This is a genomic window from Microbulbifer variabilis (assembly GCF_056232115.1).
Window position 1 is genome coordinate 1,834,520 of sequence record NZ_CP174325.1, and the last position, 16,042, is coordinate 1,850,561.

Genomic DNA, 16,042 nt, shown 5'->3' on the forward strand with positions numbered 1-16,042 from the left:
ATGGAATGAACAACAAGACTTTGGGAATCATTGCCATACTGCTGGTTGGCATACTGGTGGTATCTTCCAGCGCTTTTGTGGTGAAGGAAACTGAAAAGGGCGTACTGCTGCGATTTGGTGAACTGATACGCACCTATAACGAACCGGGACTTTATTTCAAAATCCCGTTTGCAGAGAAACTGCGCAAATTTGATGCGCGTATCCAGACTGTGGACTCCAGCCCGGTGCGTATGCTTAATAGCGAAAACAAGTTCATGATGGTGGACTCGTATGCTAAGTACCGTATCTCCGATGTGAGCAAGTTTTACATCGCAACCCGTGGTGATGAGCGCAACGCTGTTCGCCTGCTGTCCGAGCAGATCAATGACCGATTACGTAACCAGTTTGGTGTGCGAGACCTGCACGAAGTGGTCAGTGGTGAGCGCGATGAGCTGATGGCAGAGATCACAAAAAACCTGAATCAGGTAGCGCAGAAAAACCTCGGTGTGGAAGTGATTGATGTGCGTGTTAAGCGTATTGACCTGCCACCGGAAGTGTCCGAATCAGTGTTCCAGCGTATGCGCGCCGGACGTGAGCTGGAAGCACGGGATCACCGCGCTAAAGGCCAGGAAGCCAGTGAGCGCATCCGCGCTAATGCCGACCGCCAAAAAGTGGTTATTGAGTCTGAGGCCTATCGCCAGTCTGAGGAGTTGCGTGGTGCCGGCGATGCAGAAGCTGCGGCTATTTATGCCTCGGCTTACAACAAGAACCCCGAGTTCTATCGCTTTACCCGCAGCTTGCAGGCGTACAAAGAGTCTTTCCAGAGTAAATCGGACATGCTATTGGTGGACCCGGACAGTGAATTTTTCCGCTATCTGAAGGATCCTAAAGGGCAATAAACCTTATTAGGGGTTAAACGGCAGCTGATTACTCATTTCAGCTCGCCGTTTTCGGCGAATCCAATCTGTCGTCATCAATACCCCCAATAGCCCTACCTTCCCAGCAGCACTTGATGCTAAAATCACGCAAACCGGGCCTAGCCCGGTTTTTTTGTGGAAGCTGCTGGCTCGCCTTATTAACCCTGATAAACCCGTTTCACCATGACTCAAGCTGATCGCTGGATGTTGCCGGATGGCATCGCGGAAATTTTGCCTGCGGATGCCATTCAGGTTGAGACCCTGCGCCGCCAACTGCTGGACCTCTACTCCTGCTGGGGGTACGAGTTGGTAATACCGCCAATGCTGGAATTCACCGAATCCCTGTTGATCGGGATGGGGCGTGATGTGGATCTGAGTACCTTCAAGGTTACTGATCAGATCTCCGGCCGCACTCTCGGTATTCGCGCTGATATCACTCCGCAAACCGCGCGTATTGATGCGCACAGTTTTCCCCGCGTAGGCGCTAACCGCCTGTGCTATGCGGGTCATGTTCTCTATACCCGACCGCGTACTGCTATGGGCTCGAGGGCTCCAATTCAGGTTGGTGCGGAGCTGTTTGGTGTGGATAGCCTCAGTGGTGATATAGAGGTGATCTCCCTGATGCTGGAGAGCCTGCAGGTCGCTGGGATTGAACAGATTTACCTGGACCTGGGCCATGTTGCCATTTACCGCAGTCTTGCCGAGGCGGCAGGATTGGGTGAGGTTCAGCAGGATGAGTTGTCGGCGCTGCTACAGAACAAGGCGAGTGCCGATGTGCATAGTTGGGTCGCTGCAAACGTTGCAGATGCGCAGGTAGCGAACTGGTTGCAAGCGCTACCTGGCCTTGCCGGGGGTTCGGACTGCTTGGAGAGAGCCCGCGAGTTGCTTAGCGGCGCTCCAGAGCCGCTCCTGGCAGCGCTATCCGACTTGTACCAAGTCGCCGAGGCGCTGGGAGAGCGCTACCCGATGGTAGAGCTGTTTTTTGATTTGAGCGAAGTGCGTGGTTACGACTATGAAACCGGATTGGTTTTTGCTGCCTATAGTCCGGGCCATGGCCAAGCCCTTGCTAATGGTGGGCGTTACAACGGTATAGGTGCTGTGTTCGGACGGGATCGTCCGGCTACTGGCTTTAGTAGTGATTTAGTGGCCCTGAATACCTTGGGTAATAGAGCTGAGCCCAAGGGTGGCGCCATTCTCGCGCCGGAAGTCAGTGGCCCGGACGGTGTTGGACTTTGGCATGCAGTTGATGAGTTGCGCAGGCAGGGAGAGGTAGTAATCGCTACCTTGTCCGACGGCGCGGACAGTGATCTCCACTCGCGTTGCGACCGCGAGCTGGTGCTCGAAAGTGGTTCCTGGATAGTAAAAAGCCGCGGGACTGATTGAGGGCGGGCGCAGTGGAAGTGCCAGTATAGGTGCGGTGTTCACCGCAAGATCCATTGATGTCGGGGGCTCCAAGCACCCGCCGAGAGAAACCTGAGTTAGAGATTTATACAGATGGGCAAGAACGTAGTAGTGCTGGGAACCCAGTGGGGTGATGAAGGCAAGGGCAAAATTGTCGATTTGCTGACAGAGCAGGTCTCCCTGGTAGTGCGCTTTCAGGGCGGACACAACGCCGGCCACACGCTAGTGATCGATGGTGAAAAAACCGTACTGCACCTGATTCCCTCCGGTATCCTGCGCCCCAGCGTAACCTGCCTCATTGGCAACGGCGTGGTGCTATCCCCTGAAGCGTTGCTCAAGGAAATGAAGGCGCTGGAAGAGCGCGGTGTACCTGTGCGTGAACGCCTGCGTCTGTCGCCGGCTTGTCCACTGATCCTCCCAGTGCATGTGGCACTGGACCAGGCTCGTGAAAAAGCCCGCGGTGACAAGGCGATTGGCACCACCGGCCGGGGTATTGGTCCTGCCTATGAGGACAAGGTGGCTCGCCGTGGCTTGCGACTCGGCGACCTGTGTAACTGGGAAAGTTTCTGCAGCCAGCTCAAAGAGCTGATCGATTACCACAACTTTGCTTTGACCCAGTATTACCAAGTGGCGCCGGTGAGTTACGAAGAGACTTTGGAGGAGGCGAAGATCTGGCGTGAACAGCTGATGCCGATGATTACCGACGTTGCGGATCACCTGCATAAGACCCGTGAACAAGGTGAACATATTCTGTTTGAAGGCGCTCAGGGTTCGCTGTTGGATATCGATCACGGCACTTACCCCTATGTAACCTCCTCCAATACCACTGCAGGTGGAACCGCTACAGGTTCTGGCTTTGGTCCACTTTATCTCGATTACGTTCTGGGTATTACCAAGGCTTACACCACCCGTGTTGGTAGCGGCCCGTTCCCAACTGAACTGGACTGCGAAGTGGGCCGTCATCTGGGCGAGAAAGGCCACGAGTTTGGTGCCACTACCGGCCGCCAGCGCCGCACAGGTTGGTTTGATGCGGTGGCGGTACGCCATGCAATTCGTATCAACAGTATCTCGGGCCTGTGTTTGACCAAGTTGGATGTGCTCGATGGTCTCGAGGAAGTGAAAATCTGCATTGGTTACCGCAATAGTGCCGGTGAAGAAGTTCCGGTGCCCTTCGATGCCGCCGGCTGGGAGGGAGTTGAGCCAGTTTATGAAAGCATGCCCGGCTGGGAAGAGACCACAGAAGGTGCACGCCGTGAGTCAGATCTGCCGGCCAATGCCAAGGCCTATATAGCCCGCATTGAAGAGCTGGTTGGTGCGCCTGTAGATATTGTTTCTACCGGACCTGACAGAAATGAGACCATTGTTCGCGCTTCTTCCGCTCTGTGTGAAATGGGAATCCATAACGCCAGCGAATAAGTGGTTATGGTCCGGTTGTGAACCCCTGGTCTGATCCTGGCCTTGCTATTTTGGGTGAGGCCTCTGATCATTAGACCTGATTCAAGTTATTGGTCGAGTGCCGTTGATGTACTTATGACCAGAATTCAGCCGGGCCAATTTATGACTTCGACCGTTTCCGTTGCCAGCCGCTATAGCTTCGCAGAAGAGATTGCCAATAGCGTTACTCACGGTGTCGGGGCCCTACTGGCTATCGCCGGCCTGGGTGTTCTCACAGGTTTCGCCGCATTGCGCGGTGATGCTTGGCATATCGTCAGCTCCAGCGTTTACGCCTCTACACTGATTCTCTGCTTCCTTGCCTCGACTCTGTACCATGCTGTCAGTCATATCGGTGCCAAGGCGATCTTGCGTACCCTGGATCACTCCTCAATTTTCCTTTTAATAGCGGGGACTTATACGCCGTTCACCCTGGTGACTCTCCGCGGTCCATGGGGTTGGTGGTTATTTGGGATTATCTGGGGACTGGCACTGCTCGGGTTGATAATTCAGTTCACCCCGCTGAAAAAAATTCGCGCCCTGTCTATCACTTTAAGCGCCTTAATGGGCTGGGTAGTTATCGCTGCAATCAAGCCACTGGCGAATAGTCTTGAGACTGGTGGTTTGTGGCTGCTGGTTTTGGGTGGGCTCTGTTATACAGGTGGTATCGCTTTCTACCTGTGGCGCAGTCTGCGTTTCCATCATGCGATCTGGCACTTGTTTGTACTCGCAGGAGGGATCTTGCACTTCTTTGCAGTTCTTTTCTATGTAATCCCATAGTTTTGTGGCCCTGACAACAGGGCTGTGACACAAGCAGAACTTTCCCGCAGGTTTATCTGTCAACATTGATGACTGGTCGGGCGGATGACACCATTTGATAAATCCGCCTTTCGGAAAAGGGAGGCTCGTCCTAACCTTGAGCGAGCAAAAAGTTGTGTCAAAGGTACTCTCATGCCCAGATTGTCCAGGTTCCCCACGCTTTCCTATTTTCTCGCCCTATACCTGGCGCTGATATCGCTAGGTGTTCACTCAGCAGATAAGCCGGACCCGGCCTTTGAGAAATGGGTTCGGGACTTTCGCCAGACGGCGATAAAGAGTGGTATTTCCCCCCAGGTTTATGATCAGGCATTTAAGGGCATAACCTCTCCTGACCAGTGGGTATTGGATCGTGCCAGCTACCAGCCCGAATTCAAGGCACCGGTATGGCAGTATTTCGACAACAGGGTACAGAAACGAGCTATAGAGCGGGGTAAGCAGGAAAAAGAGAAGATGAAGCCCTGGCTCGACAAGATCCAAAAGCGCTTTGGAGTTGACCCAGATATCCTTTTGGCGATCTGGTCGGTGGAGTCGAGTTTTGGTGGCATCCTCGGTAATGACAAAGTCATGCGTAGTGTGATCCGGTCCCTGGCTACCCTTGCCTACGCAGACCCTCAGCGCAAGAAGTTTGGTCGCCAGCAGTTACTCGCGGCTCTGAAGATATTACAGGCCGGGGATGTCGAGGGGCAGCACCTGTTGGGGTCCTGGGCCGGGGCCATGGGGCACACCCAGTTTATCCCCACCAGTTATCAAGCCTATGCGGTAGATATCGATGGCGATGGCAAACGTGATATCTGGAATTCGGTGCCAGATGCACTGGCTACAGCGGCCAACCTGCTGTCGAGCAATGGGTGGCAAAAGGGCAAGCCCTGGGGCTATGAGGTCACTATACCCTCGCGCAAGATGCCGGGAGGTAAGTTGACTGTAGCAGAGTGGGAAAAGCTCGGGGTCAAACGCGCCAATGGTGAATCATTCCCAAATAAGAAAGCTGTGGCAGAGCTGAAGCTGCCGGATGGACGTAACGGTCCCGCCTTTCTGGTTTTCAAAAACTTCTTTGTACTGAAGCGCTACAACAACTCCGATCGTTATGCGACCGCTATTGGCCTTTTGGCGGATCGCATCGGTGGCGCACCACCTCTGGTAAAGGACTGGAATCGACCCTTTACCCCACTCGATGGCAGCCAGGTGGAAGAGTTACAGAAGTTGCTGAAACAGAAGGGGTTTTATACAGGTGAAGTCGATGGTAAGGCCGGCCCTGGCACGCGCAAGGCTATTCGGGAGTTTGAAAAACGCGCTGGTGTCGAAGTGAAAGGGTTTCCCAGTAAGGAAGTACTGGAGTTATTACAGCAGCAATAGCGCCCTAGAAATTTTCGTCTGGCAGCAGGCTGTCCTGAAGCAATTCGAGGTTTTCAACTACTTCCTGTGGCTTGCGGAAATAGGCGATGTGATACATCGCCTCGCCCTCGAGCACCAGGGGAATGTTCTGCTTGCCAATAATGATCCCCTCCCCGTTAGATCGCACCTGGTCGAGTTCCTTGCCGTAAGGGTCGGTAATAGTGGCTAGTAATTCGCCCTCGTATATGTGATCCCCCAGAGCCTTGATATGTTTTGCGATACCACTATCTCCAGCACGCAGCCAACCGCTGCTACGGGCAATAAACGGCTCTATCGAATTGCCACTGCGGCCTTTTGGCAGCATTTCCAGGTGCCGCATTACGTTGATTACGCCCTTGACCCCTGCGCGAATACACAATTCATCAAAACGCAGCGCTTCGCCTGCTTCATAAAGCAGGATTCTTACTCCAAGATCGGCGGCGGCCTGGCGCAGGGAACCATCGCGGATGGAGGCGTTGAGCAGTACCGGTACACCAAAAGCTCTGGCCATGGCACGAGTGTCGGTATCGTCCAGGTTGGCGCGGACCTGAGGTAAGTTGCTGCGGTGCGCAGCGCCGGTGTGAAGGTCGATGCCGTAATCACATTTGGCCACTATCTCCCGCAGGAATACATAGGCCATACGAGCGGCCAGGGAGCCCTTGGCTGAGCCGGGGAAAGATCGGTTCAGGTCGCGCCGATCGGGTAAGTAGCGAGTGTGTTGAAGCACGCCGTAGACATTGACCATGGGAACAGCAATCAGAGTGCCGCGCAGGGACTTGAGTCCGCGGCTCTGAATCAGGCGGCTGATTATCTCGATGCCATTAAGTTCATCTCCGTGTACCGCCGCACAGACAAAAATTGTAGGGCCGGTCCGCTTGCCGCGCTGTACATAGACAGGGATTGCCATATCCGTATTGGTATACAGGCTAACCACTGGCAGGTTTATACGACGGGACTCCCCCCTGGCCACTTCAATACCGCCGATTTCAAAGTCCGGGGAATCTCGCATATCTCAGCCACTCTATTGGACTTAATTGATTGTAGAGGGCGGAAGGGGAAGCCCTGTGGAGTCTTCCCGATAGGTTGTATCAGGCCACTGACCTTAAAGTTTGGCCAGAGAAGAGTCGGGTGTCGAGCGGGCAAAAACCTGGGTGCCATTCAACCAAATATTCAGCGCCGGGTTCCAATATCCTGAGGTATGGTACCAGAGGCCGGTTTCGATATCGGCAATGAGGTTGGCACCACGCCAGGGGCTGGGTTCCTGGCCAAAGCCGCGGTTGGCAGTAACTCCGGCCTCGCTGCCGCGGGACCATTGTATCGAGCCCTGCGACTCAAAGATGGCCAGGGGCTTGCCCTCCGGATCGGTCAAATAGTGCTCGCTGGTACCTGAACTCCAGTGGCAGAGAAGTGAGCCGCTCAAGGGGTGTTGTATCCAGTGTCCGATACCGCGTGATTTTCCATCAATCTGGTGTGCTTCCGCCCAGATGCCAAGACCGCTCCAGCTGGTAGTCACACGGCGTTGGCGTGTCGACTTGCGATGCGTACAGGTTTTACTCAGACGGCGCCCAAACGGGTCATAGCGGAAATAGGTTTTGAACTCACCACACTCTGCGTTACTCATCAGACCCCAGCCATCGTACTGGTATTGGTAGTCCTTGCGTCCGGGAATCTCCCGCTCAATGGTGATATTGCCGCGTTGATCTCGCTCGATATGTGCCTGGGCGAATCCAGCCTGGCGAATAGGCGTCGTGAGTTGCAGCGGCGCTTGTCGATCAAATTGCCAGGTTAAGGCGAGGCCACTGTCCAGGGCTGCTAGCCGGCCTGCGTCAAATTTATAGGTGCTGCGAATATCCCCCTGGACATGTATATGGTTTTGTCCGTCTATTTCAGTGCGGAGGATTGGCTCACCATTGGCGTCAATACCGTACAGGGAACCACAAGGTGTCAGGGTATAGGCTAGATCGAGATTATCGGAGCTGGCACTTTTCAGCCATCCGCGTGAGTCGTACTGATATCTCAGGCTGAAATCGCGAACGTCGCTGCTGTCGTGGTTCTCGGCGATCACCCGGTTGCGCTGGTCGTATTTAAAACGCACGGAAGAGTGTAAATTGTTGGCCTGGATCAGGCGCTGGTGCGCATCGTAATGAAATTCACTGCTCTGGCCGTTGTTGTTTCGGATTCCGGCAATGGAGCCATTTTCATTGTAATTAAAATACCAGCGGCAGTCGTTGTCGCAGTATTCGCTGATGCTGCCATCAGTATTGTAGTGCCAGCGCAATTGGCGTTTATCCGGTGTGTGAAATGAGACTAACTGGCCGACGGGGTCGTAGTGCCAGCGGTAGCTCCCTTTAGCAGTATCCAACTGGGTTAACTGGCCGTGGGCATTGCAGTGCAGTTCCCAGCTGTTGCCATCGGCAAATTGGATCTGGCATATATTGCCGGCACTATCGTATTCGCAGTGCAGGCTCTGGCTGTTGCCGGCGTGAATTGCGTAGGGTAGTCCCCGCTCTGAGTAATCCAGGCCATATTGGTGCATGCCAATTCGGGACTCACGCAATTCACCTTCCGGACCATAGCGCCATTCGCACCAAGTGTCCTCATTGACAACCAGTGCACTCATTCGCTGCCAGTGATCGTACTCAAACCCCCAAGCTTTATCCCCGTAGCGTACGGTTTGCAGCTGACCCTGCCCATCCCAGGTGAAGTCCACCCGGCCGCCCTCAGGGTCGACGATCTGCGTCAACTGCCCGCGATCGCTGTAGAGGAATTTCCACTCCTGTTTTCCTGGGTCGACGATTGTCAGCGGCCGGCCTTTATCACTAAAGCGATACAGCCATGGCTGGTCCCCATTGAGTAGTATGCCTTCGGGGAAGCCGTTCTCATCGTATTGATAACGATTGCTGGTGCCTGCGCAAGTGCTGCGTCGGATTCGTCCCAATTCATCGTAGCGGAGGAAGGTGTTCAGCCCATCTGCTCCGATATGTTGGCAGAGATTGCCGTAGGTGTCATAGAGCCAACTGCACTGGCGCTGGCCCTGGACTTCATGAATCAGTTGGCCGAAGCGATCAAAGCGAAGCTGCTGTGATTCCCTGTCGATGGTTTCTACAAGGCAGGTATTGTGCGTGTGCTGCCAGCTGAGGAGGGTCTCTGTCTCCTCTCTTCTCAACTTATGGCAGCGGCCCTGGTGGTCGTACTCAAACTGGGTACTGCCATTTCGGCTGCTGTGCGCCTCAACCAGAGAGAGATCATGGTAACTGTAGTGTTCCCTCTCGCGACCCCGGGAAACACCAGTGAGCAGCCCACCGTGAAAATCGTAAGCACACAAAGTTTGTTGCTCTTCAGGGGCGTGGCTGTTGAGCAGCCTGCTAATGCGACCACCGTGGCTGTGGAATTCCAGTACTCGCCCCCAGGAGCTTACAATTTTCCTGGGCAGTCCCTCGCTGTAGTCGATGGTCAGGGCATTGCCAAACTGATCCCGGATTTCGGTAAGAGGCAGGGCGCTGTTGACCCCGTCGGCTCGAAAAATTTTGTGAGGCTCGCTAAATGCCGTGAGGCGATAGCTATGCAGGCTCTGGCGAAACAGCAGCAGGCGCTCAAAACGGTTGTAACAACCGTGGCCAATCGCGGGCAGTTGAAAGTGGACCCTACGCCCCTCCGCAGTGTGTAATTCGACGGTATTGCCCTGTACTGACAGTTTTTCGCTAAGGGAGTGGCGCCAGCCGGTGCCGATGCCACAGTCGTCGCTAATTGAGGAGCGATAGTAGCGTTTCCATTGGAAGGGCAGTGGGCCCGGTAGTGCTAAGTCAATGCTTTCGAAAGCCAGCTCGCCACTTGCCCCGTTAACCCAGCCCTCAATGCGCAGGCTGCGCTGCATTGGCGGGACACAGGTGTCGAGGGGATTGACTCCGGGAATATTGATCAGGCTTGTCGGGCCATCGCCGATACCGGGAAGTAATTGCCCCGCAGGTGCTGAGGCGAGGGTGTAGGTATTAACTGATACGTCAGGAGCCTGTGGCCACAACGGGTGGATATGATCGGTAGTATCGGTTGGTGAAAGTAAGTTCTGAATTTCAGCCAGCCAAAGGCAAGCCGCGGCCGGGTCCCCCTGTGAGAAAGTAACAGGGGGAGGGCTAAGGGTTTTGAACAGGTTGGGTACTAGCTGGGTGAGACGTTCCGGTGTCATGCTTCAGCTTCCGGCAAACAGGTTTAGCGTTGTGATTTACGGATAGTCACATCAGGTGACTGCGGTCTTTGAGTCACACTCTGCTCTTGTGCGAGCATCTGTGGCATAGATTGGGAGGAGTATTCGAGGATGCCTGCACTGATATTGTCTCGTCCCCCCAGTCTGTTGGCATCGTCGATAAAGCGGTATACGCATTCCAGAGCGGGGCGATGAGTGGCAAGGACCCGCTCGATTGCATGGTCGTCCAGATATTCAGTTAGGCCATCACTACATACAAGCAGCAGCGCGTTTTCAGTTAGTTTCCAACTGTTAATTTCTGCTTCCACACTGCTGGAGATACCCAGGGCGCGGGTAATATGATTGCGCACATTGGACTGCTTGGCCTGTTCCGGGGTCATTTGACCGCTATCGACCATTTCCTGTACCACGCTGTGATCTCGTGTAAGGCGCTGTAACCCGTAGTTGTTCCATAAATACGCCCTTGAATCCCCTATATGGGCAACGATCAGGAAGTCGCGCCACATAACTGCAACAACAATAGTTGTTCCCATTTTGGAAAATTGGGGGTTCATATTTTTGGTATTCAGAAGCGCACTATTGGCATTGTTGATGGCATCAATCAGGGTCGCGCGTAAAATCAGTTGTTGCTGTTCAGGTGTGCAGGAAATAAAGGTGTGTTCAAGCAGATTGTCCAGGTGGGATTGAATGGTCTCAGCCGCGATTTTGCTTGCTGTGGCACCGCCCGTATAGCCTCCCATACCGTCGGCTACGACCATGTAGGCGAAGGGTTTATCCGCGCTAGCATGCCAGCGGATGCTATCTTCATTTTCCTCGCGAACTTGACCGATGTCAGTGCGCCCGTTGACCGCCAGACTTATCTGATCCATGTCTGGTGCAACTCCCCTTTATTAAATAGCAATAAAATGCGGCGTAACATTATTACAACCGAATAACCAGTTCTTATGTTAACTTGGCCGCAGACTAAGTTTGAAATTTTTTTCCTTGGTTTGCGATAATAAAACCTTTAATCATCACTAGAAAAGGCACTGCGCCTGTTTAATAAGGATTCGCTGGCAAAATGCCCCGTTTGCCTAGGCTCAATCTGATAAATATTCCCCAGCACATAGTGCAGGTTGGTCACAATAACCTGCCTTGTTTCTTTGATGAGGAAGATTATCAATATTATTTGATTAGTTTGCGTAATGCCGCTGACCAGTACAGCGTAGATGTTCACGCATACGTTTTGTTACCCAATATGATCCAGATTATTGCGTCGCCACGGATTCCCGATGGAATATCCTCAATGATGCAGTCCCTGGGGCGTCGCTACGTCCAGTTTGTAAATCACCGTTACAAACGCTCCGGTACCCTCTGGAGAGGGCGCTATAAATCAAGCCTGATTGACTCCGATGCCTACCTGCTGACCTGTTACAGGTATGTCGAGTTGCGCCCTCTCTATCTGGGATTGGCGGACTCCCTTGGGAACTACCAATGGTCGAGTTTTAATCATCATGTGAACGATAAACATGACCATTTGATTAAGGATCACCATTTATACACCGCCCTGGGAGAAAGTGCTCAGGAGCGTGCTCAGGCATACAGAAAACTTTTCCGTTACAGCTTTGATAGACGTCTGCTCGATTACATTGCAGAAACCATTAAATTAGGGCATGTATTGGGTGGCGATGCGTTTAAAGAGAAAATTGAACAAATTGCGAATCAGCGAGTACGGCCATTAAAGCGAGGCCGCCCCAGAAAGACAAAAAAAATCGAAAAAGAAGCTATAGAAACCGAATAAATAAAAACGCATGATGGGTACAGGGAAGTAGCGCTAATCGCTGCGTAGTTTTTGCCGCCATTGGAATCTTAAAAAGTGAGTAGAGCCACCATAGCGACGGGATTTGAAATTCCCGGCGACAATAAAAAAGGAAGAAATATGGATTTGGGCACTGATAATCTGAAGGTCGCAATTATCGGCGATTTTAGTGGGCGAGCCAGCCGTCGCCAGTGTGAGCCGGATACTATTGCCGAGCGCCGTGTTTACTTGTTAAACCGTGACACTTTTGAAGGCGTATTCGCCGACCTGGGGGTGAGCCTACAGCTGCCGGTTATGGAGAAACCACTGTTTCTTCCCTGTTTTGATGACTTGCACCCGGACTACCTGTACAGCCGCCTGCCGCTATTCAAAAAATTTATTGAGCTGGAGCAGCGCCTGCGCGACCCAGTGCAATTCCAGCAGGCCGCAGAGGAAATTCAGCAGTGGAAGCCCGAATTACGTGAGCCTTCTACTGAGGCTACCTCCTACTCTGCTGATCAATCCTTTCTTGATGAAATTCTTGCAGCGGGTCGCGAGCGCCATGCCAGAGAGAATGGCAACAGCCTCGAAGTGGACCAGTTGATAAAGGATATCGTTGCGCCCTATGTGCAGAAGAGTGCCGACCCTCGCCAGGGTGAATACCTTGATGCACTTACTGAAGCTACTTCGGATGTGATGCGCAAGTTGATGCATCACAGTGATTTTCGCCAGCTGGAGGCAAGCTGGCTCAGCCTGCAGTTTTTACTCAGGCGTTTAGAAGAACATCCCAATTTACAACTGTACCTAATCGACATTAGTAAAGAGGAGTTGCTTGCCGACTTTGCCAGTGCGGAGAGTGACCTGGAAAATTCACAGGTCTTCAAATTGCTGGTCGAAAGGGAGACCGTATCAGGTAGTCGCCCATACAATTTGGTTCTAGGTGATTTTTATATCACTGATGAGGAGCGGGACCTGCATCTGCTGATCGACCTTTCAACGATCGCTGAAGCGGCTGGCAGTGCTTTGTTGTTAGGTGGTGATACCAAATTGGCGGGCTGTCCCAATCTGGCAGGGTCCGTTGACCCCGATGATTGGTATTACCCCTTGAGTGAACGTTTTGCAGAGAGCTGGCAAGCCGTGCGGGAGTACTCCGGGAGTGAGTATGTGGCGTTGGCGGCCCCCCGGTTTATGTTGCGTCTGCCTTTTGGCAGCGAAACATCTACTACTGAGCACTTTGATTTCGAGGAGTTGACTCCCGAGCAAGGGCACCAGTATTACCTGTGGGGTAACAGCGTTTATCTGCTGGCTTTGGCTATATGCCAAGGGTTCTCCGCAAGTGGCAGACTTCGTGCGCCGTCATCGGCCACTTATGAAAGCCTGCCGTTGCATTTGCGCAAACTCCCCCAGGGACAGTGGATTACGCCCTGTGCCGAGGCTTTGCTTACCGATCGCGGAGCAACAAGATTTATGCAAGCGGGGCTCAGTACCATGCGCTCTGTACAGGGACGGGACCAGATTATTCTGCCCCGATTAAGTTCCCTTGCCGGTGGGGCCCTGAAAGGCCCCTGGGACTAAAAGAAATGAACTGGATTGTCTTTGGCAGCCCGGATTAATTGACATGACTGGCAGATTTTTCCCGATCATTTTGCGTGACTTGGCGGCTTCCGGAAGCCGCCTGTGTTATTGCAAAGTCTATTAACAGCGTGAGTCAGGAAGACATGGATCTAATTCTCTCGGTATTGGCGGATCCCGCAGGGGCCAATATGCTCAAGCATACAAAACTGTTCACGAAAGAGGGGGGCAGTTTAGGTCGCTCTGCAGATAACTACTGGGTGTTACCTGATCCCGATCGCGTCGTCTCTTCCAAGCACGCACAGATCTCTTTCAGTGAGAATCAGTTTTTCCTGATAGATACCAGTACTAATGGCACCTATCACAATGATGGTGACAGCCCCTTGGGCAAGGGCAATAAAATAGCGCTTAAAGAGGGGGATATTGTTAATGTGGGAGAGTATCGACTCAAAGTGACGCTGCGAAAACCGCAGGCGCAAAGTGACTTGCCCAAGGGGCTGGACAGCGCAGATTTTCTCGATACTTCGGATCGCACAACTTTTAATGCCAGTGCCATGGCAAAGATGCAGAGCCAGGCAGAGGCTAAGCAGTTGGATAACTGGCTGGAACCTGGTGCTGGCAGCAATAGTGATATCTCTCAGACCGGTGAGTGGGGTTATGTTACTTCAGGCAGCCAGAGTGCGCCTTCAGGAGATAGCCTTCTCGGTGCGGATTCTGGGCCCCTGGATCCACTTTCTACTTTTGACAAGCCACAGGCTTTTGCTGGCACAGAGGCTCCCGGCCTGGGATCACTGCCCGGATCCACCGGCCAGAATGATTCGAGCCAGTGGTCGGACGATGAATGGTGGAAAGATGGTAGTGATCAGGACCATGTACCAGCGGATCGTCATGCAGTACATATCGCTCCAGAGCCACAGCCTGTGGAGCCAATGCCTCCCGTACAGCCGCAGGTAACACCACCACAACAGTTCCAGGCTCCCCCTGTGCAGCCTCAGTTGGCGCAACCGCAAGCGCCAATGGCTCAACCGCAGACACCTGTCACGCCTCCTCAACCCCAGGCGCCTCCGGCCCAGGTCCAACCGCAGGTAGCTCCTCAAACTCCACAAGATAACCCGTTCGCCGATTCCTTTGCGGCGATACAGGGGCAGCAGGTTGAAGGTGCTCCAGGTTTTGATACGTCTCAGGGGCTGGCGAGCGGCCCGGCCAATTTTGCCGCGCAGGGGCAGAGTTTTTCCCAGCTACAGCAGCCGCAAGCTCAACCACAGGTGCCCGAACCGCAGCCCGAACCACAACCACAAGCGGTGGCACCACCATCCGTCCCTAGTGCTGGTGTGTTGGCCTCGACCCTGGGCCTGAATATAAACCCAGCCCAACATCAGTTGGCCGATCAGCAGGCGGCGGAGATTGTACGCGAGACCGTTGCGCGCCTGATTGACCTGCTGCGTGCGCGTACCAGCATTAAAAATGAGTTGCGTGTACAGCGCACCATGATACAGACCGAGGCCAATAACCCGCTTAAATTCAGTGCTACAGAGCGCGATGCCCTCGAAGCGATGTTTGCCGGCAATGGGGCCTTTATGCAACCTAAAGAGGCTGTGCGCGATAGCTTCGATGATTTGTCGGATCATCAGGTGGCAGTGCTCGCCGGAATGCGTGCAGGTTACAGTGCGATGCTGAAATATTTCAGCCCTGACAATATCGAGCGTCGCCTGGGAAACACCTCGGGGATGTTTGGCAATAAAAATGCAAAAAAGTGGGAAGGTTTCAGTGCGATGTATCGCGACCTGGTTGGCGATCCCGATGCCTGTTATCGCAAGTTATTTGGCGATGAATTTGCAGTGACTTATGAAAATCAACTGTCTGAGCTGAAAAATGCCAGACAATTGAAAAATTAATTAATTGATCGAAAAGAGGGAGTTGGTCGTGTCGATAAGAAAATTATTGCATTTTACTTTGCTGGGAATATTAGTGATTACCCTGACGGCTTGCCAGACCACCAGGCGTACCCTGAATCTGGAGACCAGTGTGGAGTTGTCGGTAAATATCCGCGAGGACGTCAATCCCGATGATGATGGGCGGGCTTCGCCAGTTGTGGTGCGGGTATTTATGCTGGCGGATGACCGTCAGTTTGCCCGCGAGGATTTTCTGAACCTATATGAAAATGCACAGTCGCGGCTGGGCAAGGATTTGTTGGATACCGTAATCCTGAAAGAGTTTGCACCCGGAGAGCAGCGTATAGAAGAATTGCAGCTGACTCCAGATGTAAAATATATCGGCCTTCTTGCTGAATTTGTGCAGTATCAAAAGGCCGACGCTCTGCTGGTCTTGCCGATTACGGATCACAAGAAAAATGAGTACCGCGTAGCCCTGGCCGATACCCGTATCGGTACGCCAGATGATATTAATAAGCGCCGTCGCGGAATTGTTTCTCCTTTGTCTCGTCAGGATTCCGGAAAGCGCCAGAGCGATACTGTGACTATTTCCAGCGAAGATTATGAGGCGATGCAAAAACGCCTGCAGGAAATGGAAAAATCTAAATAGATCGGTAAACCTTTCTGATCAGCCCCTTTTATT

General features: G+C 53.1%; 12 protein-coding genes. 9 read left to right on the forward strand and 3 right to left on the reverse strand.

Features of this window, described 5'->3' with window-relative positions; genetic code table 11:
• The first annotated feature begins 5 nt into the window (after nt 1-5).
• The 5 genes from hflC (at nt 6) to ACJJI7_RS08080 (ending at nt 5,900) form a co-directional block, all read left to right on the forward strand.
• Nucleotides 6-878 (forward strand): protease modulator HflC, encoded by an 873-nt coding sequence (gene hflC / locus ACJJI7_RS08060; RefSeq protein ID WP_020413620.1) that lies wholly within the window; start codon nt 6-8, stop codon nt 876-878.
• A 201-nt stretch (nt 879-1,079) separates the two neighbouring features.
• On the forward strand, nt 1,080-2,279 hold the full coding sequence (locus tag ACJJI7_RS08065) for an ATP phosphoribosyltransferase regulatory subunit (RefSeq protein ID WP_026305107.1): 1,200 nt from the start codon (nt 1,080-1,082) through the stop codon (nt 2,277-2,279).
• Between the two features lie 111 nt (nt 2,280-2,390).
• Nucleotides 2,391-3,713 (forward strand): adenylosuccinate synthase, encoded by a 1,323-nt coding sequence (locus ACJJI7_RS08070; RefSeq protein ID WP_353375736.1) that lies wholly within the window; start codon nt 2,391-2,393, stop codon nt 3,711-3,713.
• A gap of 114 nt (nt 3,714-3,827) precedes the next feature.
• Complete coding sequence (gene trhA, locus ACJJI7_RS08075; RefSeq protein ID WP_020413617.1) at nt 3,828-4,508, forward strand: PAQR family membrane homeostasis protein TrhA; 681 nt, start codon at nt 3,828-3,830, stop codon at nt 4,506-4,508.
• Between the two features lie 171 nt (nt 4,509-4,679).
• Nucleotides 4,680-5,900: a lytic murein transglycosylase gene (locus tag ACJJI7_RS08080; protein ID WP_444902343.1), complete on the forward strand. Its 1,221-nt coding sequence runs from the start codon at nt 4,680-4,682 to the stop codon at nt 5,898-5,900.
• 4 nt (nt 5,901-5,904) lie between these two features.
• On the opposite strand, the gene ACJJI7_RS08085 is transcribed toward ACJJI7_RS08080, so the two are convergent.
• From ACJJI7_RS08085 to ACJJI7_RS08095, 3 genes are all read right to left on the reverse strand, one after another.
• Nucleotides 5,905-6,927, reverse strand: coding sequence for a succinylglutamate desuccinylase/aspartoacylase family protein (locus ACJJI7_RS08085; RefSeq protein ID WP_020413615.1), 1,023 nt, complete (start codon nt 6,925-6,927; stop codon nt 5,905-5,907).
• A gap of 93 nt (nt 6,928-7,020) precedes the next feature.
• Complete coding sequence (locus ACJJI7_RS08090) at nt 7,021-10,101, reverse strand: DUF6531 domain-containing protein (RefSeq protein WP_444902342.1); 3,081 nt, start codon at nt 10,099-10,101, stop codon at nt 7,021-7,023.
• Between the two features lie 23 nt (nt 10,102-10,124).
• Nucleotides 10,125-10,988, reverse strand: coding sequence for a Stp1/IreP family PP2C-type Ser/Thr phosphatase (locus ACJJI7_RS08095; protein WP_020413613.1), 864 nt, complete (start codon nt 10,986-10,988; stop codon nt 10,125-10,127).
• Nucleotides 10,989-11,179: 191 nt separating this feature from the next.
• Between ACJJI7_RS08095 and ACJJI7_RS08100 the strand changes: the two genes are divergently transcribed.
• The 4 genes from ACJJI7_RS08100 (at nt 11,180) to tssJ (ending at nt 16,009) form a co-directional block, all read left to right on the forward strand.
• On the forward strand, nt 11,180-11,899 hold the full coding sequence (locus ACJJI7_RS08100) for a transposase (RefSeq protein WP_020413612.1): 720 nt from the start codon (nt 11,180-11,182) through the stop codon (nt 11,897-11,899).
• Between the two features lie 75 nt (nt 11,900-11,974).
• Nucleotides 11,975-13,471: a type VI secretion system contractile sheath domain-containing protein gene (locus tag ACJJI7_RS08105; protein WP_444902341.1), complete on the forward strand. Its 1,497-nt coding sequence runs from the start codon at nt 11,975-11,977 to the stop codon at nt 13,469-13,471.
• 143 nt (nt 13,472-13,614) lie between these two features.
• Complete coding sequence (gene tagH / locus ACJJI7_RS08110; protein WP_444902340.1) at nt 13,615-15,363, forward strand: type VI secretion system-associated FHA domain protein TagH; 1,749 nt, start codon at nt 13,615-13,617, stop codon at nt 15,361-15,363.
• Between the two features lie 28 nt (nt 15,364-15,391).
• A complete protein-coding gene (gene tssJ, locus ACJJI7_RS08115; protein WP_245556697.1) occupies nt 15,392-16,009 on the forward strand; it encodes a type VI secretion system lipoprotein TssJ in 618 nt (205 codons plus the stop codon).
• The last annotated feature ends 33 nt before the right edge of the window (nt 16,010-16,042 follow it).